Origin of the sequence: Nocardioides caricicola (assembly GCF_039541135.1) — a bacterium.
In the GTDB taxonomy this organism is placed as follows: domain Bacteria; phylum Actinomycetota; class Actinomycetes; order Propionibacteriales; family Nocardioidaceae; genus Nocardioides; species Nocardioides caricicola.
In genome coordinates, this window is the sequence record NZ_BAABFQ010000003.1 from 388543 (window position 1) to 410587 (window position 22045).

21 protein-coding genes are annotated in these 22045 nt (G+C 70.7%); 7 read left to right on the forward strand and 14 right to left on the reverse strand.

Features of this window, described 5'->3' with window-relative positions; genetic code table 11:
- Nucleotides 1-54: 54 nt before the first annotated feature.
- Nucleotides 55-918, forward strand: coding sequence for an alpha/beta fold hydrolase (locus ABD875_RS03615; protein WP_345171291.1), 864 nt, complete (start codon nucleotides 55-57; stop codon nucleotides 916-918).
- 137 nt (nucleotides 919-1055) lie between these two features.
- Here ABD875_RS03615 and ABD875_RS03620 read toward each other — a convergent pair whose 3' ends face one another.
- On the reverse strand, nucleotides 1056-2621 hold the full coding sequence (locus tag ABD875_RS03620; RefSeq protein WP_345171293.1) for a sensor histidine kinase: 1566 nt from the start codon (nucleotides 2619-2621) through the stop codon (nucleotides 1056-1058).
- Between the two features lie 209 nt (nucleotides 2622-2830).
- Nucleotides 2831-4291, reverse strand: coding sequence for a WS/DGAT/MGAT family O-acyltransferase (locus tag ABD875_RS03625; RefSeq protein ID WP_345171296.1), 1461 nt, complete (start codon nucleotides 4289-4291; stop codon nucleotides 2831-2833).
- 121 nt (nucleotides 4292-4412) lie between these two features.
- On the opposite strand from ABD875_RS03625, the gene ABD875_RS03630 reads away from it, so the two are divergent.
- Together ABD875_RS03630 and ABD875_RS03635 are read left to right on the forward strand one after the other, a co-directional pair.
- The gene (locus ABD875_RS03630; protein WP_345171298.1) at nucleotides 4413-5648 is read left to right on the forward strand and encodes an alpha/beta hydrolase fold domain-containing protein; all 1236 of its coding nucleotides are present in this window, start codon (nucleotides 4413-4415) and stop codon (nucleotides 5646-5648) included.
- Nucleotides 5649-5983: 335 nt separating this feature from the next.
- Nucleotides 5984-6628 carry a DUF305 domain-containing protein gene (locus ABD875_RS03635; RefSeq protein ID WP_345171300.1) on the forward strand — a complete coding sequence of 215 codons (645 nt, stop codon included), beginning with the start codon at nucleotides 5984-5986 and terminating at the stop codon, nucleotides 6626-6628.
- Nucleotides 6629-6762: 134 nt separating this feature from the next.
- Here ABD875_RS03635 and ABD875_RS03640 read toward each other — a convergent pair whose 3' ends face one another.
- Entirely contained in the window at nucleotides 6763-7089 is a 327-nt protein-coding gene (locus ABD875_RS03640; RefSeq protein ID WP_345171302.1) for a hypothetical protein, read from the reverse strand.
- Nucleotides 7090-7348: 259 nt separating this feature from the next.
- On the opposite strand from ABD875_RS03640, the gene ABD875_RS03645 reads away from it, so the two are divergent.
- On the forward strand, nucleotides 7349-8572 hold the full coding sequence (locus ABD875_RS03645) for an HNH endonuclease (protein ID WP_345171304.1): 1224 nt from the start codon (nucleotides 7349-7351) through the stop codon (nucleotides 8570-8572).
- Nucleotides 8573-8673: 101 nt separating this feature from the next.
- Entirely contained in the window at nucleotides 8674-9450 is a 777-nt protein-coding gene (locus ABD875_RS03650) for a hypothetical protein (RefSeq protein ID WP_345171306.1), read from the forward strand.
- Nucleotides 9451-9491: 41 nt separating this feature from the next.
- Here the strand turns inward: ABD875_RS03650 and ABD875_RS03655 are convergent, their stop codons facing one another.
- From ABD875_RS03655 to ABD875_RS03670, 4 genes are all read right to left on the reverse strand, one after another.
- The gene (locus ABD875_RS03655; protein ID WP_345171307.1) at nucleotides 9492-9839 is read right to left on the reverse strand and encodes a YciI family protein; all 348 of its coding nucleotides are present in this window, start codon (nucleotides 9837-9839) and stop codon (nucleotides 9492-9494) included.
- A gap of 112 nt (nucleotides 9840-9951) precedes the next feature.
- Nucleotides 9952-10362, reverse strand: coding sequence for an NAD(+)--rifampin ADP-ribosyltransferase (gene arr, locus ABD875_RS03660; protein WP_345171308.1), 411 nt, complete (start codon nucleotides 10360-10362; stop codon nucleotides 9952-9954).
- Entirely contained in the window at nucleotides 10359-11432 is a 1074-nt protein-coding gene (locus ABD875_RS03665; RefSeq protein ID WP_345171310.1) for a cache domain-containing protein, read from the reverse strand. The genes arr and ABD875_RS03665 overlap by 4 nt, the downstream gene beginning before the upstream one ends.
- An 86-nt stretch (nucleotides 11433-11518) precedes the next feature.
- Nucleotides 11519-13528, reverse strand: coding sequence for an acyl-CoA dehydrogenase family protein (locus tag ABD875_RS03670; protein ID WP_345171312.1), 2010 nt, complete (start codon nucleotides 13526-13528; stop codon nucleotides 11519-11521).
- Between the two features lie 62 nt (nucleotides 13529-13590).
- Between ABD875_RS03670 and ABD875_RS03675 the strand changes: the two genes are divergently transcribed.
- On the forward strand, nucleotides 13591-14235 hold the full coding sequence (locus ABD875_RS03675) for a class I SAM-dependent methyltransferase (RefSeq protein ID WP_345171314.1): 645 nt from the start codon (nucleotides 13591-13593) through the stop codon (nucleotides 14233-14235).
- On the opposite strand, the gene ABD875_RS03680 is transcribed toward ABD875_RS03675, so the two are convergent.
- The 3 genes from ABD875_RS03680 to ABD875_RS03690 are packed head-to-tail and all read right to left on the reverse strand — an operon-like array spanning nucleotide 14194 to nucleotide 17319.
- Nucleotides 14194-15318: a prenyltransferase gene (locus tag ABD875_RS03680; protein WP_345171316.1), complete on the reverse strand. Its 1125-nt coding sequence runs from the start codon at nucleotides 15316-15318 to the stop codon at nucleotides 14194-14196. The two genes, ABD875_RS03675 and ABD875_RS03680, sit on opposite strands and share 42 nt — an antisense overlap.
- A complete protein-coding gene (locus ABD875_RS03685) occupies nucleotides 15315-16067 on the reverse strand; it encodes a class I SAM-dependent methyltransferase (RefSeq protein ID WP_345171318.1) in 753 nt (250 codons plus the stop codon). The genes ABD875_RS03680 and ABD875_RS03685 overlap by 4 nt, the downstream gene beginning before the upstream one ends.
- The gene (locus tag ABD875_RS03690) at nucleotides 16054-17319 is read right to left on the reverse strand and encodes a glycosyltransferase family 4 protein (RefSeq protein ID WP_345171319.1); all 1266 of its coding nucleotides are present in this window, start codon (nucleotides 17317-17319) and stop codon (nucleotides 16054-16056) included. The genes ABD875_RS03685 and ABD875_RS03690 overlap by 14 nt, the downstream gene beginning before the upstream one ends.
- A gap of 185 nt (nucleotides 17320-17504) precedes the next feature.
- Here ABD875_RS03690 and ABD875_RS03695 point away from each other — a divergent pair, with 185 nt between their 5' ends.
- Nucleotides 17505-18110 (forward strand): TetR family transcriptional regulator, encoded by a 606-nt coding sequence (locus ABD875_RS03695; protein WP_345171321.1) that lies wholly within the window; start codon nucleotides 17505-17507, stop codon nucleotides 18108-18110.
- Here the strand turns inward: ABD875_RS03695 and ABD875_RS03700 are convergent.
- From ABD875_RS03700 to ABD875_RS03715, 4 genes are all read right to left on the reverse strand, one after another.
- A complete protein-coding gene (locus ABD875_RS03700) occupies nucleotides 18107-19138 on the reverse strand; it encodes a hypothetical protein (protein ID WP_345171323.1) in 1032 nt (343 codons plus the stop codon). The two genes, ABD875_RS03695 and ABD875_RS03700, sit on opposite strands and share 4 nt — an antisense overlap.
- Before the next feature lie 63 nt (nucleotides 19139-19201).
- Nucleotides 19202-21058, reverse strand: coding sequence for a glycoside hydrolase family 3 protein (locus ABD875_RS03705; RefSeq protein ID WP_345171325.1), 1857 nt, complete (start codon nucleotides 21056-21058; stop codon nucleotides 19202-19204).
- A complete protein-coding gene (locus ABD875_RS03710) occupies nucleotides 21055-21543 on the reverse strand; it encodes a hypothetical protein (RefSeq protein ID WP_345171327.1) in 489 nt (162 codons plus the stop codon). The genes ABD875_RS03705 and ABD875_RS03710 overlap by 4 nt, the downstream gene beginning before the upstream one ends.
- Nucleotides 21540-22040, reverse strand: a complete 501-nt coding sequence (locus ABD875_RS03715; protein ID WP_345171329.1) for a pyridoxamine 5'-phosphate oxidase family protein — start codon at nucleotides 22038-22040, stop codon at nucleotides 21540-21542. The genes ABD875_RS03710 and ABD875_RS03715 overlap by 4 nt, the downstream gene beginning before the upstream one ends.
- Nucleotides 22041-22045: the final 5 nt, after the last annotated feature.

Consider the following 22045-nt stretch of genomic DNA (forward strand, 5'->3'; position numbering starts at 1 on the left):
GTGCGCATCCCGAACCCGCTGGGGCCACTGAAGCGAGCGGTGTACGTGCCCTACGTGCGCATCCCCGACGGCCGGATGGTCGACCTCCCGGGCCGTGGCGAGGCGTTCGTCACCGACACCCCGGGCCCGCGCCCGGACTCGCCGGCGGTCGTGCTGCTGCACGCGGTCGGGTGCACCGGGCTGCTGACCTGGTTCCCCTCGATCGAGCCGCTGGCGCGCCGCTACCGCGTGATCACGATGGACCAGCGGTGGCACGGCCGCGGCATCCAGTCCGACGAGTTCTCCGTGCGCGACTGCGCCGACGACGTCGCCGCCCTGATCGACGAGCTCGAGCTCGGGGCGCCGATCGTCGTCGGGTTCTCGATGGGCTCGATCATCGCGCAGCGGGTCTGGCGCCAGCACCCCACCAAGGTCGGCGGACTGGTCCTCTGCGCGACCACCGACCGGTTCCGCTCCACGATCGCCGAGCGCGGCTTCCACACCGCGATGGGGCTCGCAATGGGCGCCACCCGCGGGATCTCCCGGTCGCGTACGGCGGTGCGCGCAGCCCGGAGCGCGGCCACGGCGCTCGACCTGAAGCCGACCGACATGCACGACTGGGCGCTCGCGGAGTTCCGCAGCACCAGCCCCTGGGCCGTGGGCCAGGCCGTCGCCGACCTCGGCCGCCACCACTCCCGGCCCTGGTTGTCGCGGATCGACGTACCGACCGCGGTCGTGGTGACGCTGAAGGACAAGGTGCTCTCCCCCAAGAACCAGATCGCCCTCGCCCGCAAGATCCCCGGCGCGACCGTCCACGACATCCCCGCAGGTCACGCCGCCTGCGTGTTGGAGTCCGAGCGGTTCGTGCCCGCACTGCTGGACGCAGTCGGCACGGTCAATGCACGGCGGCGCTCGCCGCGGCGGCTGTCCAGCGCCTGACCCGGTGGCCCGGTCACGGGCTTCCACCGCATCGCGGGTGACAAGTCGTCCACGGGGCTCTCAGCCGACCTTGCGGGACCGCCGCGAGCTGCGAGCTGCCCTGGCGAGCGTGGTCCTCGACGACGAGGACGCGGACCTCACGGCGCGACGAAGTGGACTGCGCCGTCGAGCCCTCCTGCGAAGGGCGGCACCCACTCCGCCATGCCACCTGAGGCGATCGCGGGGATAGCGGGGACCGTGAGGGTGAACTCGTGCCCATGCTCGTCGCGCCCTGGGTGATAGGTCACGGTGCCGCCGTTCGCCTCGGCGAGCTGCCGGGCCATGTAGAGCCCGAATCCGGTGCCACCGACCGCCGCCTGCCTCAGCCCGGTCCTGGCGAACCTCGTGAACAGCTGTGGCACCTGATCCACAGGCACTCCGCGTCCCGCGTCCGTCACCGAGATCGCGATGTTGCCGACCTCGCGCCTCGTCGAGATGCCGACCGGGGCCTCGCCGTAGCGGACCGCATTCGTCAGCAGGTTCGTCAGGATCTGGTTCAGGTGGACCCGATCGAACATGATGGCGTCCGCGCCGTCGCCGAAGTCGGCCGAGACGCTGTCGGTCAAGCCGATCTCGTCGACCGTCTCGGTGATGGCGCGCGCCAGATCGATGCGCTCCCTGGCGGGAGAGACCCTGCCCGAGTCGATCGAGGACAGGGCGAGGATGCGATCGACCAGCATCACGAGATGGGCGCTCGCCTGGCGCGCCCGAGAGACACAGGCGCGCCGCTGTTCCTCGGACATGTCGGCCAGCTCCCCGTCGACCCGATCCCGGTCGGACCACTCCCGGTCGAGAAGCTCGAGGTTGAAGCGGACGACTCCGAGCGGTGAGCGGATGTCGTGGCCCAGCATGGCGATCACGTCCGCGTTCAGGTCGTTGGCCTGACGGAGGTCGGCGTTGGTCCGGGCCAGCTCCCGGGCCAGCTCGTTGGTCTCGGTGACATCCTGGAGAGTTCCGGTGACATGGGCGACCTCGCCGTCTGGGCCGAGGATCGGGCGTCCGCGACCGACGACCTCGCGCGCGGATCCGTCGGGTCGCACGATGCGGTAGTCGACCTGGTAGGGCAGCCCCGTCTGCAGGGCTTCCTCGAGGCTAGCCTGGGCCCGATGGCGGTCGGCCGGATGGATGTACTTCCACAGGGTCGACAGCTCGAGGGGCTCGGCCGACGGATCGAGGCCCAGGATCGCGTAGACGCCTCGGGACCAGGTGACGGCGCTCGTCCCTGGGACCAGATCCCAGCTGCCCAGCTTGGCCAGCGCCTGCGCCTCGTCCATCACTCGCTGGAGCTCGACCCGAGGTGTCACATCGGTGACGAGCACGAAGAAGCCGCGGACCACACCGTCGACGACATCGGGCACGTACGAGGCCAGCGTGTGCCGGGTCCGACCGGCCTGGTTGACGAGAGTCCTGTCGAAGAGCTGCGGTTCCCCCCGAAGCGCTCCCTGGATGTACGGCAGGTTCTTGAGATAGACGTCGGGGCCGAGGACCTGACTGATGTGGCGACCGCGGATCTCTCCGGGGCTGAGCCCGAACCACTCCTCGTACGACGCGTTGGCGACGACGTTGCGCGCGTCTTCGTCCCAGTAGGCGATCATGGCCGGCAAGTTGTCGACGACGCGCAGGAGGCCCCGGAGGCGCTCCTGGTCCTGCCGCGCGCTGCTCATGCGGAGACACCTGAACGGCAACGAGTCGACAGCCGCGAGAAGGAACAACCGGCAGTCTCAGCTGTCTCCGCGGACATCGCGCGCACGCTCGAAACCATGTCGTCCCCTCATCGAGTCCCCTCGACGTTCCACTCACCCGGTGGCGGGGGCACGGGTCTTTCGACCCTCATCGACCGGGACCAAAGTCCCGCGCCGAGCGCGCGTCTTCCTCAGCTGCCGGCGCCGGAAGCCGCCGTCCGCTTCCGCTTGATCGGGGTCGGCTTGGTCTGCGCGGCGACGGCCTTCTTCAGCGCCTTCAGCTCGGCGGGGAACCGCTGGACCAGGTCCTCGATGTCCGGCAACGACTCCTGGCAGGCGATCAGCCCGACGTGCACGGAGCCGTTGTTCGACATCACCGTGACGTTGAGCCCGGCGCCGTGGAAGACCGGGCCGAGCGGGTAGAGCCCCTCGATCAGCGCGCCCATGAAGTACAGCGGGATCGGCGGGCCGGGCACGTTGGAGATGACCAGGTTGTGCACGACCGGGTGTCGTTCGGGCAGCTTGAAGCCGGCGTACGCCCGCACCGCCAGGCCGAACGTCCGCGGCGCGGCGAACTCCGCCCAGTCCTGCAGGGAGTCCGCGCTGATCGCGGAGTGGTGCTCCTTGGCGTGCTTGTTGCGCTCCGCCAGGTCGCGCAGCCGCTCGAGCGGGTCGTCGGTGTCGGTGCCGAGCTTGGCGAACAGCGCCGAGACCTTGTTGGCACCACTGGAGTGGCGCGACTCCTCGCGCACCGAGACCGGCACCGTCGCGAGCAGCGAGCTCGCCGGCAGCTCATCGCGGTCCTCGAGGTAGCCGCGCAGCGCACCACCGGCGACCGCCAGCACCACGTCGTTGACGGTCGTGCCCGTCGCGTTCTTGATCTGGCGCACGTCCTCGAGGTCCATGTCCGCCAGCGCGATCACACGGTGGCCGGTGATGGTGCCGTTGAACGACGTGCGCGGTGCCGAGAACGGCGCGGCCATCGCCGTACCGGCCCGCGCCCGGCCGACGGTCTTGGTGACCAGCTCGACCGACGGCGTCACGAGGCGTACGGCGTTCAGCGGCCGGGTCACCATGCTCACGACCGAGCGGCCGAACAGCTCGCGGTGACCGGGCTCGCGGGCATGACGCCGCTCCTCCGCCTCGGCCATCGGGTCGGCGTCCGGCTCCAGGCTGCACAGGTGCGAGACGAGGTTCGAGCCCGAGACGCCGTCGACGGTCGCGTGGTGCATCTTCGAGAACACCACGACCCGCTCCCGACCGTCATCGGCGTGGTAGCCCTCGATCACCCACATCTCCCACAGCGGCCGCGAGCGGTCCAGCGGCAGCCCGGCGAGGTGGCTGGTGAGCTCCACGAGCTCGGCGTACCCGCCCGGCGACGGCAGCGCCAACCGGTGCACGTGGTGGTCGATGTCGAAGTGCTTGTCCTGCACCCAGATCGGGTGGTCGAGCCCGAGTGGGACCCTGCGCAGCTTGCGGGTGAACTCAGGCACGTCACGCACCCGGCGGTCGAGCTCGGCGCGGAAGCCGGGGTAGGTGTAGCCGCCCGGGATCGTGCTGGCGTCGAGGACGATGACCCCGCAGACGTGCATCAGCTGCGCGGGGGTCTCGAGATACAGGAAGCTCGCGTCGAGCCCCGACAGCCGATCCATCGTGGTGTTCCCTCCGGTAGAACGTGTTCCTATTCCAGAACGAGCCGCCGCCCGGGAGGACACGCGTGACCCGCCTCTCAGAGCAGTCTCTCCGCGGGAAACACGTTCTAACGTGGGCCTCATGGCCTTTCTTCGCCGCCAGGTCGTCACTGCCGTCCTCACCGCGAACGCGATCCGACCCGCGCCGGGCTTCCGCGCCGGCGTCCCGGCGTTCGCGTTCGGCTGGCTGACCTCCGAGCTCGCCCAGCACCTGTTCGCCCTCACCGCAGCCGACGCGACCGCGCACGTCGTACGGCGCCGTCCCCGCAGCAGGCTCGGCCTCGCTCTCGCGGCCGCGAACCTGGCCGGGCAGGCGTTCCTGCTCGACCAGGCCAGGCGGGTGCAGAAGGACGCCGAGGACGCGCTCGTCGAGGGACTCGGCTACGACTACCTCGAGCAGCTGGACGCGAAGCCGACGCCGGCCGAGCTCGCGACACCGTGGCGCAAGCTCGCGAACCCGTTCCGGATGCGCGCGCTCGACGTCGTCGTCGAGAAGGACATCGAGTACGCCCCCGAGCACGGCAAGCGCGGGCTGCTCGACATCTACCGGCCCGCCGAGCCCACGACCGGCGCGCCCGTCCTGCTCCAGGTCCACGGCGGCGGGTGGACGATCGGCAACAAGGACCAGCAGGGCATCCCGCTCATGCAGCACCTCGCGGCGAAGGGCTGGGTGTGCGTCGCGATCAACTACCGGCTCGCCCCGCGCGACCCGTTCCCCGCCCAGATCGTCGACGTGAAGCGCGCGATCGCCTGGATCCGCGAGCACATCGAGGAGTACGGCGGCGACCCGGACTACATCGCGATCACCGGAGGCTCGGCCGGCGGCCACCTGACCGCGCTCGCCGCGGTCACCCCGAACGACCCGGCGTACCAGCCCGGCTTCGAGGACGCCGACACGAGCGTCGCGGTCGCCGTGCCGCACTACGGCGTGTACGACTTCGCCGGCTCGACCGGGTTGCGCAGCGCCGAGCAGATGCGCGACCTCTTCCTGGCGCCGCGGGTGGTCCGACAAGGCTGGGAGGACGCGCCCGAGGTCTTCGAGGCCGGCACTCCCCTGCTGAGGATCACCAAGGAGGCGCCGGACTTCTTCGTCCTCCACGGCGCGCACGACACGCTCGTCTCGGTCGAGCAGGCGCGGCTCTTCGTGGCCCGGCTGCGCGAGGTCTCGGGCGCCACGGTCGTGTACGCCGAGCTCCCCGGCGCCCAGCACGCGTTCGACGTGTTCCCGTCGATCCGGTCGTCGCACGTCGTCCGCGCGATCGACCGCTACCTGCACTGGCACTGGAACGGCTGGCGCCGCGAGCGCGAGCCCGCTTGAGTCGGGCCCGCACGGCGCCCTCGGCCTGGCCGCGGATGGATCTGGGGTAGACGACGGGGAGGCGGACCCCGATGATCTCCCAGACCAGGCGCACGATCAGGCGGGCGAACAGGTAGCCGAGCGGGATGCCGACCACCCATCCGCAGAGCGCCAGCACGACCCCCTCGGTCGTGAAGATCCGAGGGATGTCCCGAGCGCGTGCGACGTGGTGCCGTCTACGGCACCGGTGTCCCCGGAGTCCGGGACCTTCTGCGTCGCCTGGGGACCTTCGCCTCTGGGACCTCACCTGACTGAGGCAGACCGTGGAGGGGAGGGAAGGGTCTGGAGGCTGCGAGATGAGTCGCCGCATTGCAGGGATGGTGGCGGTCGTGGTCGTGCTCCTGGTGGGTGTGACCACGGCAGTAGCCGCGACCGTCGTGGATGACGATGATCGTTGGAACGGTCGCGGTGGCGGCATGACGTCGTCCCAGATGATGATGTTCGGCGGCATGCACGGGATGCGGGCAGCCAGCGAGGACGTCTACCTGGCGGAGATGGTCGCCCACCACGAGGAGGCCGTCGCAGCAGCGCAGCAGCTGCGTCGTTCGCCGCGCGCCGAGATGCGTGAGTTCGGTGAGTCCATCGTCGCCTCCCAGTCCGCCCAGATCGACCAGATGCGGCAGTGGCTGGCCGACTGGTACCCGGATCGCACCGAGCAGGTCGCCTACCGGCCGATGATGCGAGACCTGACCGGCCTGTCGGGAGACCGGCTGGACCGAGCCTTCTTGCAGGACATGATCCGGCACCACATGGCGGCCGTGATGATGTCGCAGCAGCTGCTGGTGCGGGGTGGGGCCGAACACGACGAGGTCGAGGCGCTGGCTGAGGACATCCGCGACGAGCAGCACGCCGAGATCTTCCAGATGCAGCAGTGGCTGCGGGACTGGTTCGGTGTCGGGTGGCAGCACGGCATGCACGGCGGGCCCTGGATGATGCGGTAGCCGCGCCAGGGAGACCACAGGCGGCCCCAGGCCGTCGGCGACAGCGCCCAGCAGGGAGAGGTCTGGCGGCTCTCGGACGGCGACAGCTGAGCGAACAGGCGCTCCGTCCTGCTCCGTCCTGCCCGTGGGCGCGACTACCGGCAGTCGACGGCGACGATCGGCCGCCACGTCTGCTGTTCGACGGTCACCTCGCGTGCCTGGAAGCGCACCGGAACCGACGTGCCGGGCTTCACGCGAAGGCACGCCGGGACACCGTGGTCGTGCCAGGTACCCGAGGAGTCGATCCAGCTCATCACCGACAAGCCAGAACCGTACGTCCAGTCGTCGTGCGCGACAGAGAACTGATCAGCGCCGACGTGGGCCACACCTTCCGCCCAGGATCCGGAGGCTGCACCGGAATCCATGGCCGCCCGTGCAAGCCAGATGGCCGTGGCCAGGGTCAACGAGAGGGTCACCAGCACCACGACGAGTCGACGTCGATCGGCCGTCTGCTGATCAGCAGGTGCTCGACCTTCGGTCGACGTCCCGAGAGTTCTCACACCCAGCAGTGTGCAGTACACCCACCCTCGTCTGCCCGACGTGCGCCCTCACGCCGATGAGGGAGATGCCCACGCTGACACCCATGCGGGCCACACAGATGAACGGAACCTGGAACCCGCGACCTCCGCGATGCGGTGACTCCAAGCTTGCGATTCGAACATATGTTCGATAGACTGGGGCATGGCCGCACTCTCGGAAGCTGAACTCGTGGACGCGATCCGCGAGCTCGAGGACCTGAAGTGCCGCGCAGCGGCACAGCAGGCACGGCTCGCCCGAGACCTGGCTGCGGCCCGTGAGCGCGACGCCGCCGCCCTGGTTGCCCACGCACGGCGCGAGTCGCCCACGCGCGGCACCCGGCTCGTCGGTCTCGCCACCGCGCTCGCCGAGCTTGCGCACACCGAGGCCGCGATGGATGCCGGCGTGCTGTCGGAGTGGCGCGCGACGATCATCGCCCGCGAGACCGCCTGTCTCTCCCGCGAGGACCGCGCCGCGGTGGATCACCGGATCGCCGCACCCGACGCGGCGGGGCGCCGCCCGCTCGACGGCTGGGGTGATCGCCGGCTCGCTGCCGAGGTCCGCGCGCTCGTCGCGCAGCTCGACCCGCAGGCCGTGGTCGACCGGCACGCCCGCGCCGAGGCCGATCGCCGCGTGACGCTGCGACCGGCGCCGGACACGATGGCACAGCTGACGTCCCTGCTCCCCGTGGCCCAGGGCGTCGCCGTCTGGGCGACCCTCAGCCGGGCCGCGGACGAAGCCCGGGCCGCCGGCGACCCGCGCAGCCGCGGACAGGTCATGGCCGACACGCTCGTCGAGCGGGTCACCGGTCAGTCCCGTGCGGACGCCGTTCCCATCACCGTCGACCTCGTCGTGTCCGACCGGTCGCTGCTCGCCGGCGGCCACGAGCCGGCCTGGCTCCAGGGGTACGGCGCGATCGCGGCCGACCACGCCGACGAGCTCGTGCAACAGGCGGTGACCAACGCCCGCGCCGCGCTGCGCCGGCTGTACGCCGCCCCGACCGGCGGCCTCGTCGCGATGGAGTCCCGGTCGCGCGAGTTCCCCGAGGGACTCGCCCGGTTCCTCGAGCTGCGCGACCGGACCTGCCGCACCCCGTGGTGCGACGCCCCGATCCGGCACCGCGACCACGTGGTCGCCCATGCGGTCGCCGGCTCGACCAGCGAACCGAACGGCCAGGGCCTCTGCGAGCAGTGCAACTACGTGAAGCAGGCGCCCGGCTGGCGCGCGAGGCCGATCACCGGGCCACCCGGCCATCCCCATCAGGTCGAGATCACGCTCCCGACCGGCCACGTCGTCCGGAGCACCGCTCCCCCGGCACCGAAGCCGAGCGGGCTCCGTCCCGCACACCGACTCGAATGGGCGCTGGAGAGGATCGTGCTCGCCGCCTGACAACTGGGCCGAAGCCTGTGGATTGCGCGGGCTGCCGGGACCTCGATCGAGCTAGCGTGCCCATGCCTCGCTCGGGAGGCATCTCCAGATCGGAGGCTCACATGGGGCACTACCACCGGATCGTCAATCTCACCCAGCACCAGGTCATCACGCCCATGGATACCGGCGTGCTCGACAAGCTGCTGGAGTTCGGCCAGAGCTCGGCGACGGCGATGGCTGCACTGTGGTTGCTTCTGGGTCGCGAGGCGTGGTGCGGTGATCGCATCGCCATCCTGGGCTACGAGGGCAGGCGCCACGACCTGTCACCTGAAGTCGTGGCCGAGACGGGACACGACGGGACTGCCTTCTACGACACCACCTTGAGATGCGCCGGAGAACTGGCCCGATCCGTCCTGGTCGAGCGAGGCATCTGTTCGTTCACCAGCGAGGCTCGCGAGGGATACGACGTCTGGCGATCACATCCTTCCGAGGAGGTTCGCCCCGCCGGCGTGGACGTCGTCGCCGCCGACCTGGACCGCCACGAAGTGCTCGATCCAGTCCAGTTCGGCGACGACCGCGACCTTCACCTGGCCGCCGCAACCGGCGGTCTCGGAGGCGTCACGACCGCCTTGACGGCCGTCCTGGCGGGCTCGAACAAGCTCGGCGGACGCGGCGGTGGCGACTTTTGCAGTACCGACCCGATCATCGGCTCATGGGCAGGTGATCACATCGGCGTCGTGCCACTCGCCGCTGCGCACGGTTTCACCGACATCTCGGCCGAGGTTCGGCGTGCTCTGACCGGCACCGGTGAGTTCGCGTACCGGGAGGCCGCCGGCAGGGTCACCCGTGCGGATCCTCCGTGGCGGGCCCGCGCGATCAGCCATCTCGACGCCGGGTAGTCGCCGTCTCGTCAGGCGTCGAGAAGACCTGCACGCCGCGCTCAGGCGCCGGTCTCCTCCGGCCCCTCCGCCACCTGCCGCAACGTCGCGACGACGGTCGCCTCCGGCCAGTGCTTGGCGTGCAGCTCGGCGAACTCCTGCTGCCCGGCGACGGCCTCCTCGAGGGTGTCGTACCTCATCAGCGCCCAGCCGCCCACGACCTCCTTGGCCTCGGCGTACGGGCCGTCGACCCGGCTGACCTCGCCGCCGCTGGAGATGAAGTTCACCGTGTCCTCGGTGCCGAACAGGCCGCCACCGTCGAGGAAGACGCCCTTCGCGGCCTGCTCGCCGATGTAGCTGTCCATCGCGTCGTACAGCGCCTGCGGCGCCGTGCCCTGGCCCTCTTCCATCCGTACGAATCCCATGAAACGCGGCATCTCGATCGGTCCTCCTGGTTGTTGGTCGCTTGCTTCTCGCGGGTACGTCGAACGGCGACCCCGTTCTTCGACACCGGGCGCGCAGTCAGTTGATGATCTCGGCGCGCTCGTCGTGGAGCAGCGCCGCCAGCCGGTCGCGCCACGCCTGGAGCGCCTCGGGGGCCAGTCGCGGCCAGTCGTCCACCTCGCGGACCACGCGGATCGGCTCCGTGCTCCGGTAGGAGCGGGTGGGGTTGCCCGGGAACTTCTTGTCGGTCACGTTCGGGTCGTCCTCGAAGTCCCCCGTCGGCTCGACCTCGTAGACGCGCGGCGCTCCGGGTCCGGTAGCGAGCTCCGCGGCCAGGCCGGCACCGTCGATCACCGCGGTGAAGTAGATGTGGTTCATCACGATCTCGGGCCGGTAGTTCGAGCTGAACCCCGCCCGGAGCAGGTCGCCGACGTGGAGGTCCGCCTTGGTGCCGTGGAAGAACGGCCCGTCGTCCAGCGCGTCGGTCACCGGGCCAGCGTACGAGGACCGCGCTCGGACGGCGACGCCTTTCTGCGCGGGCGCTGCACGATCACGCCGTACCAGCCGAGGCCCTCGTAGGTCTCGTAGCCCGGCGTGCGGGCGAAGCCGACGACCTCGCCGTCGCGACGGGTGAACGACCCCACCTCGGTCGAGCCCATCGGCGCCAGGTCGATGTGCTCGGACAGCACCCCGGCGCCGTCGGAGGACGCGAGCACCCGGTGGGAGGCGTCCACCAGCAGCACCCGGGTCACGTCGCGGTCCGCGTCGGCGACGCGGACGCCGGTCACGATGTCGTGCGCCTGCGGGGCGAAGTCGAAGAAGATGCCGAGCGCGCCGAGCACCTCGCCGTCCTCCTCGCCGCCCGCGCGGATCGCGGTGGCGTACGTCGCCACCGTGGCGACGCCGAGCAGGTGGTTGGTGGAGACGTCGTCCACGACGTACTCCGCGCCGGACGTGGTCGCGACCGCGCGGGCGAACCACGGCTCGCGCGAGACGTCCGCGCCGCGCACGGAGCCGAAGCGTCCAGGACGGCCGTGCGCGATCACCCGGCCGTCGCGGTCGGCGACCCACAGGTCGAGGTAGACGGTGTACGACGAGAGGATCACGCCCAGCCGGCGCGAGGCGTGCCTGGCCTCGTCGGTCCCGGCTCCCGCCACGCACGCCTCGACCATCGCCGAGTCGGTGGCCCACCAGCGCACGTCGCAGGAGCGCTCGTAGAGGTTGCGGTCGATGAGCTCGACGGCGTTGAGAGCGAGGTCGGCGAGCCGGGTGCCACGCACCTGCTCGACCAGCGAGGCGCCGAGGGTCGACAGCTCCTCGACCAGGGGCGCGAGCTGCTCGTCGAGCTGCGTCGACAGGGAGCGGACGGTGTCCGCGACGGTGCCGACCTCACGGGCCACGATCGCGAACCCGGCGCCGGCCGCACCGGCGCGCGCAGCCTCGATGGAGGCGTTGATCGCGAGGATCTTGGTCGAGGAGGCGACCCCGCTGACCTCCTTCAGGCGGGCGCGGGTCAGGGACGACACCTCGTCAGCCAGTCGGACGACTCTCTCGGGCATGGGTGAAGCCATCGGCCCGGCCCGGCGCCGGATGAGTGCTGTGAGGGCTCCGTAAAGACCCCGTAACACTCCGGTCTAGCCGGGCCTCAGCGCGGTAGGCCCAGGATCCGCTCGCCGGCGACGTTGCGCAGGATCTGCGTCGTGCCGCCGGCGATCGACAGGCAGCGGGTGTTGAGCATCTCCCACACGTCGTCGCGCACGTCGTCGTCGCCGAGGGCGACCTTGTCGCCCAGCAGCGCGACGACGAGCTCGGCGCCGTCCTGCCGGTTGCGCACCCCGAGCAGCTTGGCGACGCTCGACTCCGCTCCGGGGCCCAGCCCGGCGAGCGAGCGCATCGTCGAGCGCACCCCGAGCAACGAGCACACCGTGGACAGGGCGATCGAGTGGCCGACGGCGACCCGCTGCGCGGGCGTGGCGCCGGCCGCGGCGAGCTCGACGGCGCGCTCGGTGCTCTTGCTGAGCCGGCTGGTCGCCATCGCGACCCGCTCGTTGGCGAGCGTCGTCCGGGCGAGCTTCCACCCGTCGTCCACCTCGCCGACGATCATGTCGTCGGGCACGAACACCTCGTCGAGGAACACCTCGTTGAACAGCGCCTTGCCGGTGATCTCGCGCAGCGGCCGGACCTCGATGCCCGGCGCGCGCATGTCGACCAGGAAGTACGAGATGCCCTTGTGCTTCGGGGCGTCGGGGTTGGTGCGCGCCAGGCAGATGCCCCAGTCCGCGCGCTCGGCGACCGAGGTCCACACCTTCTGCCCGGTGATCTTCCACCCGCCGTCGACCTTCTCGGCCTTCGTGCGCAGCGCCGCCAGGTCGGAGCCGGCGCCCGGCTCGGAGAACAGCTGGCACCACACCAGCTCGCCCAGCAGGGACGGCGACACGAACTGCTCGCGCTGCGCGGCGGAGCCGTGCTCGAGGATGGTCGGGAGCGCCCAGCCGGCGATCACGATGTCGGGCCGGGTGAGCCCGGCCCCGGCCAGCTCCTGGTCGATGACGATCTGGGTCACCGCGTCCGCCCCCAAGCCGTACGGCGCGGGCCAGTGCGGCGTCAGGTAGCCGGTCTCGACGAACGCCGCGCGCCGCTGCTCCTCCGGCAGCGCCGCGATCCGCTCGACGCCGGTCCGGATGTCGGCACGGACGGCCTCGTCGCGTCCCTCCAGGTCGAGCTGGACGCGGCGGCGTACGCCTCCGACGGCAGCGGCGGTCAGGCGCTCGGCGGCGTCGTCGCTGTCGCCGACGAGGGATCGGAGCGCCAGCGCCCGGCGGAGGTAGAGGTGTGCGTCGTGCTCGAAGGTGAAGCCGATCCCGCCCAGCACCTGGATGCAGGCCTTCGCGACCTCGACCGCGCCGTCGAAGCAGGTCGCCGCGGCGACCTCCACCGCGAAGGCCCACTGCTCGTCGTCGCCGGCGTCCGCGGCGGCGGCCGCGTCCCACGCGGCAGCCGTCACGGCCTCCGCGGTCTCCAGCATCTCGGCGCACAGGTGCTTGATCGCTTGAAACGCGCCGATCTTCTGCCCGAACTGCTCGCGCACCTGGGCGTACTCCACCGCGGTCGCCAGGCACCAGCGCGCGACGCCCGCGGCCTCGGCGGCGGCGAGGGTGACCGCGGTCCGGCGGACCCGGTCGCCCGACTCGATGTCGTGCGCGTCGACCGCGCGCCCGTGCCGCACGCTGAGGTCGACTCCCAGCACGGCCTGCACCTGGCCCTCGTAGTGGCTCCCGTCGGGCGCCAGAACCTCCTCGGCGGTCCCGCCGTCCCACACCACGCCGCCCGGCCGGACCTGGACGCCGTAGCGATCGGGCTGGCCGGTCAGCAGCGAGCCGACCGCCGCGCCGAGCAGGCCACCGGGCACCAGCTCGTGCGCGCACGCCTCCAGCGCGACCGCCTGGTCGAGCACGGTGCCGCCTCCGCCGCCGGCCGACTCCGGTACGGCGATCGCGTGCACCCCCATCTCCTCGACGGCCTTCCACGCGGCGTCGAACCGCTCCGCGGACTCGCCCTCGGCCGCCCGGACCAGCGCGACCGGGTCCAGGCTGGCGGCCCACTTGCGCAGGCTGGCGGCCAGCTCGACGTGCTCGTCGGAGATTCCGATCGACATGGGGCTCCCCTGATGGTCGAGGTCGAAACTAGAACGTGTTCCAATCCTACTAGAGTCGTGCCGTGACCACCGACTGGATCGACCACGCCCTGGCCGCCAAGGGCTTCATGCCCGAGGACGAGGGCCTGCTGCTGCACCGCTACGCCCGGGAGCGGCTCCCGCACGGGCCGGTGCTCGAGGTCGGCACCTACTGCGGCAAGTCCGCGATCTACCAGGGCGCGGCCGCCCGCGAGGTCGGCGGCGTGGTGTTCACCGTCGACCACCACCGCGGGTCGGAGGAGAACCAGGCCGGCTGGGAGCACCACGACGCCTCGCTGGTCGACGAGGAGTTCGGGCTCATGGACACGCTGCCGGTGTTCCGCCGGACGATCGCGCGCGCCGGCCTCGAGGAGCAGGTGGTCGCGCTGGTCGGCAGGAGCACGACCGTCAGCACCCACTGGCGCACGCCGCTGTCCATGCTGTTCATCGACGGCGGGCACGCCGAGGAGCACGCCCAGAACGACTACTCGGGCTGGGCGCCGTGGGTGATGCGCGACGGCCTGCTGGTGATCCACGACGTGTTCCCGGACCCGGCCGACGGCGGGCAGCCGCCGTACCACGTCTTCCTGCGCGCGCTCGAGAGCGGCGCCTTCACCGAGGTGGAGGCGCTGGGCTCGATGCGGGTGCTACGGCGTACGGCCGGGGACGCCGGAGAGGCTGTCGGCTGACGGGCAGCCGCACTCGAGCGCCAGCTCGGCGAAGTGCGGCGCCAGCGAGGTGCCGCGCATGATCCCGGAGCCGGCCGTGCCGTGGCCGGCGACCTCGCCGAGGGCATCGACGGCGAGGATCACCGCGGCGGCGGTGTACGTCGTGTGCTCGTCGGGCCAGTTCACGTTGCGGGGCTCGCCGGACTCGGGGTCGATGTCGGCGTCGCCGTACACCCAGCCGGTCCAGTAACGACCGTCGTCCTCGCGCAGGTGCTGCATGTCCTTCAGCAGCGTCAGCGCGCGGCGGTGGTCGCCGAGGATGTCGAGCGCCATCACGAGCTCGCAGGTCTCGGCGCCGGTGACCCACGGGTTCGTGGAGACGCAGAGGATGCCGAGCCCGGGGCGCACGAAGTCGTCCCAGCGGCTGTCGAGCAGCTCGAACGCGTCGCGACCGCGCACGGCGCCGCCGAGGACCGGGTAGTACCAGTCCATCGAGTGGATCGACTTGTCCGCGAACAGGTCGCGGTGCTCGCGCACAGCGTGACCGAGCCGGCCACCCGCGAGCTCCCACTCCGGCTGCGGGTCGTCGAGCAGGTCGGCGAGCGCGACGCCGGCGCGCAGCGACTGGTAGATGCTGGAGTTGCCGGTCAGCAGGCAGTAGTCCTCGGTCGGCGTGTAGTTGATGCCGCCCCAGGAGACCTGCTGCGCGACCACCCAGTCGAGCGCGGAGCGCACGGTCGGCCAGTAGCGGCGAACGAACTCGATGTCGCGGCGCACCAGCCAGTGGTGCCAGATGCCGACCGCGAGGTAGGCGGTCATGTTGACGTCGCCGCGGTCGTCGTCGGCCACGCCGTTCACGATCTTCATCGGGAACGACCCGTCGGCGTGCTGCATCGTCGGCACCCAGGCGTAGGCGCGCTCGGCCGCCTCGACCTGTCCCCCGACCAGCATCGCCATCGCGGCCTCGACGTGGTTCCAGATGTCGACGTGCTCGCCGGTCGTCCACGGCACCGCGCCGCACGGCTCCTGCATCGCCGCGATCGCGGCCGCGCTGTCGGCGACCTGCTCGGCCGTGAGGATGCCCTCCACGTAGGGAAGGCTCACGAGAGCGCTTCCGGCTTGCGGAAGTACAGCACCATGCTCTTGCCGATCAGCGGGTCGAGCACCTTGGCGGCGTACTGGAGCGTCTTGGGCTGCTTCATGATCTCCCAGACCAGCAGCTTGTGGTAGGCCTTCGCGGCCGGGTGCTCGTCGTTGTTGACCCCGACCGCGCACTTGATCCACCAGTACGGCGCGTGCAGCCCGTGGGCGTAGTCCTTGCCCTCGAAGACCATCGCGTCGCCCGGGGCGCCGTCGTTGAACTTGCCGGCCTTGGTGACCTTGTCGATCAGCTCGTGGTCGGTGTAGATGCGGATGTGGCCGCCCTCGGCGTTGTGGTACTCGTCCGACAGCTTCCAGTTGATGACCTCGGGGAGCCACCGGGGCACGGTGATCGCCATCGTGCCGCCCGGGCGCAGCACCCGGACCAGCTCCTTGATCGCGTCGACGTCGGCGTGGATGTGCTCGAGCACCTCGGCCGCGACGATCCGGTCGAACTCACCGTCGGCGAACGGCAGCTCGAGCGCGTCGCCCTGCTTGATGTCGGCGCTGGCGCCCGCGGGCACCTCCCCCTGCTCCTTCATCGCACCGAAGATCTCCAGCACCCCGGCCAGCTCGTCGGCATCCATGTCGAAAGCGACGACGTCGGCGCCGCGGCGGTACATCTCGAACGCGTGCCGTCCACCGCCGCAGCCCATGTCGAGCACCCGGTCCCCGGGCAGCAGCCCGAGGCGGTCGAAATCAACGGTCAGCAACGGGGTGGTCCTTCCGGTTCTCTGCCCGATACTGGGCAATCACTTCTTCGTACGCCACGGCGACCTTCTGCGCCACGGCTCGCCAGCTGAACAGCTCCTCGACGCGCTTGCGGCCGGCGGCGCCGTACCGTGCCCGGCGCTCGGGGTCGTCGAGCAGCGCGGCGATCGCCTGCTCGAGCTCGCCGACGTCGCCGGCGGTGACCAGGTCGGCGCACAGGCCGTTGGGCCCCACCACCTCGGGGATCGCGCCGGCGTCCGAGGCGACCAGCGGGGTGGCGCACGCCATCAGCTCGGCGGTCGGGAGCGAGAAGCCCTCGTACAGCGACGGCACGCACGCGAGCTCGGCGGACCCCATGAGGTCGACCAGCTCGGCGTCGCTGATGCCGTGCACGAAGTGGACCGAGTCCTGGATCGAGAGCTTGTCGATGAGCTTCTCGGTGCGGCCGCCCGGCTTGGGCTTGGTCACCAGGAACAGCTCGAGGTCACGCTCGGTGCGCAGCTTGGCGAACGCCTCGAGCAGGGTCGCGATGCCCTTCATCGGCGCGTCGGCGCTGGCCATCGCCATGATCCGACCCGGGACCCGGGGCTTGGTCGGCGGGACGAAGATGTCGTCGACGCCGAGCAGGATCACCTGCATCCGGGCGGGGTCGACGCCGAAGTCCTTGGCGATGTCGCGCTTCGAGGTCTCCGACGGGGTCAGGATCTTGCGTGCCTGCCGCGCGACCCGGGCCTGCATCTTCACGAAGCCGTACCAGCGGGTGAGCGTGAACTTCCGCCACGGGTTCTTGGTCGAGGCGATGTCGATGCGGCGGTCGTAGCTGATCGGGTGGTGCAGCGTGGTCAGCAGCGGGAGACCCATCTTCTCGATCTCGAGCATCCCGTAGCCGAGCACCTGGTTGTCGTGGACGATGTCGAAGTCGTCGACGCGCTCCTTCAGGGCGCGCGCGGCGCGCAGGCTGAAGGTCTTCGGCTCAGGGAAGCCGGCCACGCACATCGTGGCGAACTCCTCGACGTCGATGCGGTCGCGGAACTCCTTGAGCTTCGGCACGCGGAACGGGTCTGGCTCCCGGTAGAGGTCGAGGCTCGGCAGCTTGGTCAGCGCCACGCCCTCGTCGAGCTCCGGGTAGGGCTGTCCGGAGAACACCTCCACGTGGTGACCGAGGTTCGTGAGCTCCCGGCTGAGGTGCCGGATGTAGATGCCCTGGCCGCCGCAATGGGGCTTGCTCCGATAGGACAGCAGTGCGATCCGCATCCGCACCCTCTCTGTTGCGCCCGAGCCTGTCGGGGTCTGCCGGATGCGTGGGACACGCCGTACCGGTGAACTGGAACGTGTTCCTATTTTAGACCACCGATTGCTAGCCTAGTGGCCGGTATCAACCGGACACTCGGGGGTTCCCTAGACTCTGCGTTCCGGACATGACGTAGATGGGGGTCCCCGTGAGCAGCGCCAACTCGCTGGCGGTCGACGACCTGGGCTCCGCCGCCCAGCGCGACCGTCGCAAGCGCATCCTCGATGCGACGATCGCGCTCGCCTCGCAGGGCGGGTTCGACGCCGTCCAGATGCGCGCCGTCGCCGAGCAGGCCGACGTCGCGCTGGGCACGCTCTACCGGTACTTCCCGTCGAAGATCCACCTGCTCGTCTCCGCGCTGCAGCGCGAGTTCGAGCGCACCGAGATCGCGCTCCGCGACAAGCCGGTCGACGGCGACACCGCGGCCGACCGCGTGATCAGCGCGCTCAAGCGCACCACCCGCGGCATGCAGAGCGACCCGCAGCTCACCGAGGCGCTCACGCGGGCGTTCATGTTCGCCGACGCCTCGGTCGCGGCAGAGATCCACCAGGTCGGCATGCTGCTGACCGCGATGGTCACCCGCGCCATGTACCCCGAGGGTCACGAGGAGCTCACCGACGAGGACGTCTCGATCGCCCAGGTGATCGGTGACGTCTGGCTCTCCGCCCTCGTCGGCTGGGTCACCGGCCGTACGTCGGCCGCCGAGACCGGCCAGCGCATCGAGGTCGCGGTCCGGCTCGTCCTGCGCGACTAGCCGAAGGCCTCGGCCGCGCACCGTTGTGCGTCGGTCTCGACCGCGGCCGCCATCTCGGCGTTCGTGCGCGGCGGCGCACCCTCGTGCCACCGCTCCTTGGTCTGCACGGCCCAGAACACCGCGACGTTCGCGATCATCCAGGCCTCGACCAGGAACACGTAGTGGTCGACGAACCACGTCGGGCCCAGCTCGGCCTTGCCCGGCACGAACAGGACCACCGAGACCACGAGCATGGCGACGGCCTGGCCGACGTACAGCCGCGCCCGCCTCCCGTCGCGCTCCGGAGACAGGGCGATCTCGCCCAGGCAGGCGTTGAAGGCACGCGCCAGCCTCCCGCCGGCCTCCCGCAGCCGCCGCCGGCCGAACCACCAGGCGACGCCGATCCAGAGGATCCCGAGCGTGATGAGGACGAACATCACGATCGCCGAGGTGAAGTGGACGTCCTGGTAGAACCAGCTCGCCCCGCCCGGGGTCCGGTCCCGGACGGAGAACTGCCAGAGACCGAGCACCCACAGCGCGGTCGCCAGGCCGAGCGGCACCCAGAAGCCGACCTGGTTGTCACGGATGAGCGGCCACCGGTTCTTCACGCGTGCGATGACGCCGACCGCCACCAGCACCGCCAGGAAGATCCCCACCACGATCAGGTAGCTCCACATCGCGTTCGCGATGGCCGCCTGGTTGCGGACCGGGTCGAGCGCGCTGTCAGCGGGACACAGTCCGTCGTCCTTCGCGGGGACGAAGGCGACGACGGGTGCGAGCAGCCCGGCGAGGTTGAAGAGCGCGTCCTCGATCGCGGTCTTGCCCCACAGCGCGATCAGCACCAGCCCGATGGCGCACAGCGCGCCGACGAAGACCGAGCGCACCGGGGAGTAGAAGTACGCGCTGATCGAGCCCTTGAGGCACCAGTCGGTGCGCTCGACCTCGATGAGGATGGAGATCGCCAGGAGCCCGATGACCCCGATCACCGTCAGCCGCAGGAAGCGGTACGTCCTCAGCGCGACCGCAGGGACATGGGGCTGGTCGTCCATGGCACTCCTCCTCACCCAACCGTCAGGAGCCCGGCGGACCGCCGTCAGATACCCGTGGCCCGGTCAGTACCCCAGCCCGTGCCCGTACGGGAACAGCGTGCCGGTCCCGTCGGTCTGCGGGATCGCGACCGGCAGCGTGCCGACCGGGTCGATCTCGCCGAACAGCACCCGGGCCAGCGCCTCGACCTGGTCGGCGGTGTAGCCGAACGTGTCGACCACGGTCGGGGCCGAGGGGAAGGACGCGACGTCGTACGGGTTGCGCATCGCGGCGACGACGACCGGGGTCCCGGTCGCGAGCAGCGCCGTGACCAGCTTGGTCTGCGCGGCCGCACCGGCGGTCGGGTTCCCCGTGCTGGCGTCGACGGCGTACGCGTTGTTGGTCGAGACGACGACGAGGTCGGCGTCCTCGGCGGCCTCGACGGCGAAGTCGATGTCGTCCTGGGTCGGCGTGGTGCCCGTCTGGAGCACCGTCGGGGTCGCGCCGCGCGCGCCGAGGGCGGTGCCGAGCAGGGCGGTCGTCGTGACGCCCCATCCGGTGACGAGGACGTCGCGCGGTCCGGCGCTCAGCGGCAGCAGGCCGTCGTCGTTCTTCACCAGCGTCGTGGTGCGGTCGGTGATCGCCTGGGCGTCGTCGAGGTGCTCGTCCATGCCCACGACCTGCGCTGCCGTCGACGGGTTCACCAGCGGGTCGGCGAACAGCCCGCGGCGGAACTTGTGCAGCAGGATCCGGTAGACCGACGCGTCGAGCCGGCTCTTGCTGATCTCGCCGCTGTCGACCGCATCGAGGACCGAGGCGTACGCCGTGTCCATCTGCGGCGGCACGAGCAGCTGGTCGGCACCGGCGAGGATCGCCCGGACCGGCGCGACGTCCGGCGGGAAGGTCTCGGTGGCACCGGCCATGTCGAGGGCGTCGGTCACGATCAGCCCGTCGAAGCCGAGCTCCTTGCGCAGCAGGCCGGTCAGGATCTTGCGCGACATCGTGGCCGGCACGCCGCTCGGGTCGATCTCGGGCATCACGACGTGCGCGGTCATGATCGAGTCCACGCCGGCCTTGATTGCGGCACGGAACGGCGGCAGGTCGATCTTCTCCAGCTGCGCGCGGGTGTGGGTCACCTGCGGCAGGCCGTAGTGGCTGTCGACGCCGGTGTCGCCGTGGCCCGGGAAGTGCTTCGAGACCGCCGAGACACCACCGTCGTGGAAGCCGCGCACCTGCGCGGTGACCAGACGCGAGACCAGCGCGGGGCTGGACCCGATCGAGCGGATGCCGATCACCGGGTTGTTCGGGTTCACGTTCACGTCGGAGACCGGCCCGTAGTCCTGCGTCACGCCCACCGCGGCGAGCTCCTCGCCGATGACCTCGGCGGAGCGCCGCGCGTCCGCGGACGAGCGACCGGCGCCGAGCGCCATGTTGCCGGGCATCTGCGTCATCGGCGCCCCGAAGCGGGCGACCAGCGAGCCGCCCTCCTGGTCGACCGAGATCTGCAGCGGAATCTCGTGCGGCTGGGCGAGCGCCGCGAACTGCAGGCCGTTCGACAGCGTCGCCACCTGGGACGGGCTGCCGAGGTTGTCGTCGTTGTTGCGCGTCGTGAAGTAGATGACGCCGCCGGGCTGGTACTTCTCGATGACCTCGGCGGGCGTGTCGACGCCGTACAGCCTCTGGTTCGTCGCCTTCGCCGTGTCGCTGACGGTGTAGGCGTCACGGCCGGCGACCTCGATCACGAAGAGCTGTCCGACCTTCTCCTCGACGCTCATCTGCCGCAGCAGCTTGAGCACCTTGGCCCGGTACGGCGCATCCGCGGGCGAGCCGGGTGCGGCCGAGCCGGGAGCAGCCGAGGCCGGCGCTACGGGTGGGCCGGCGACTGCCGCCAGGACCAGCGACAGCCCCACGACCAGGGCACGACGAGCAGGGGTCCGCGTCACCCTGCGGACACTACCTCCCGGAGGCGGTCCAGCATGGTCTGTTCGCGATCACTGACCCGGACGGCACCGATGCCCATGAAGCCGCCCTCCTTGCCGGCGTCGGCCGCGGCCTGGGCGACGTCGACCAGCCAGAGCCCGAAGGCCGCGGTCTCCTCGGGCGTCGCCTTCGCGGCCACGAGGTCGCGGGCCTCGGTCAGCTCCGTGAGCACCTGCTCGGCGAGCGTGCCCGGGGCGTCCTTCGCCGGCTTGTAGCCCTTGAGCGGGTTCTGCTTGTTCTGCGACTCGGCCTGGATGTCGAGGGCGATCTCGGTGATCAGCTGCTCGCGGCTGGTCGGCGAGGTGGCGGCGCGCAGCATCGCCACCGACTCCTTCGCGATCTCGATCGGGCCACCGGGGTCGGCCATCGAGATGGCCATGCCGGCCACGAACGGGGCACGGGTGATGCGGGTCCACTCGTCGGCGGAGAACTCACTCTTGGTCGTCATGAGCCCAAGAATGCCGCAGTGGTCCCACCGAGCTCCATGGCCGGCAGTCCCAGCTTGCGGTGGTCCCACGACCGGACCCGGTCGGGGTCGAGCCGGATCGCCGCGCGGTTCTTGGCCATGAACTCCACGAACGGCTTCATCTCCTCGGAGTACGGGCCGTTGTAGCGCTCGAAGATGTTCACGCAGACGTTCCAGACCACGTCCTCGTCCTCGACGACCACACCCTGACCCTCGATCGAGACACCGCGCAGCTGGTCATAGGTGTGGCCGGCCTCGACGAGGAACGTGCAGCGCGGGTCGCGCCGCAGGTTCACGGTCTTCTGGGCCTTCTTCTTGGTCTCGAACCAGATGTGGTCGTCCATCACGGCGTACCACATGCCGACCAGGTGGATCTGACCCTGCGGCCCGAGGGTGCCGAGCGTGCACTCACGCTGCTGGTGGAGGAACTCGACCTGCTCGTCGTGGGACATGACGATCTGGGCGCGCTGGTTGGCCATGGCGA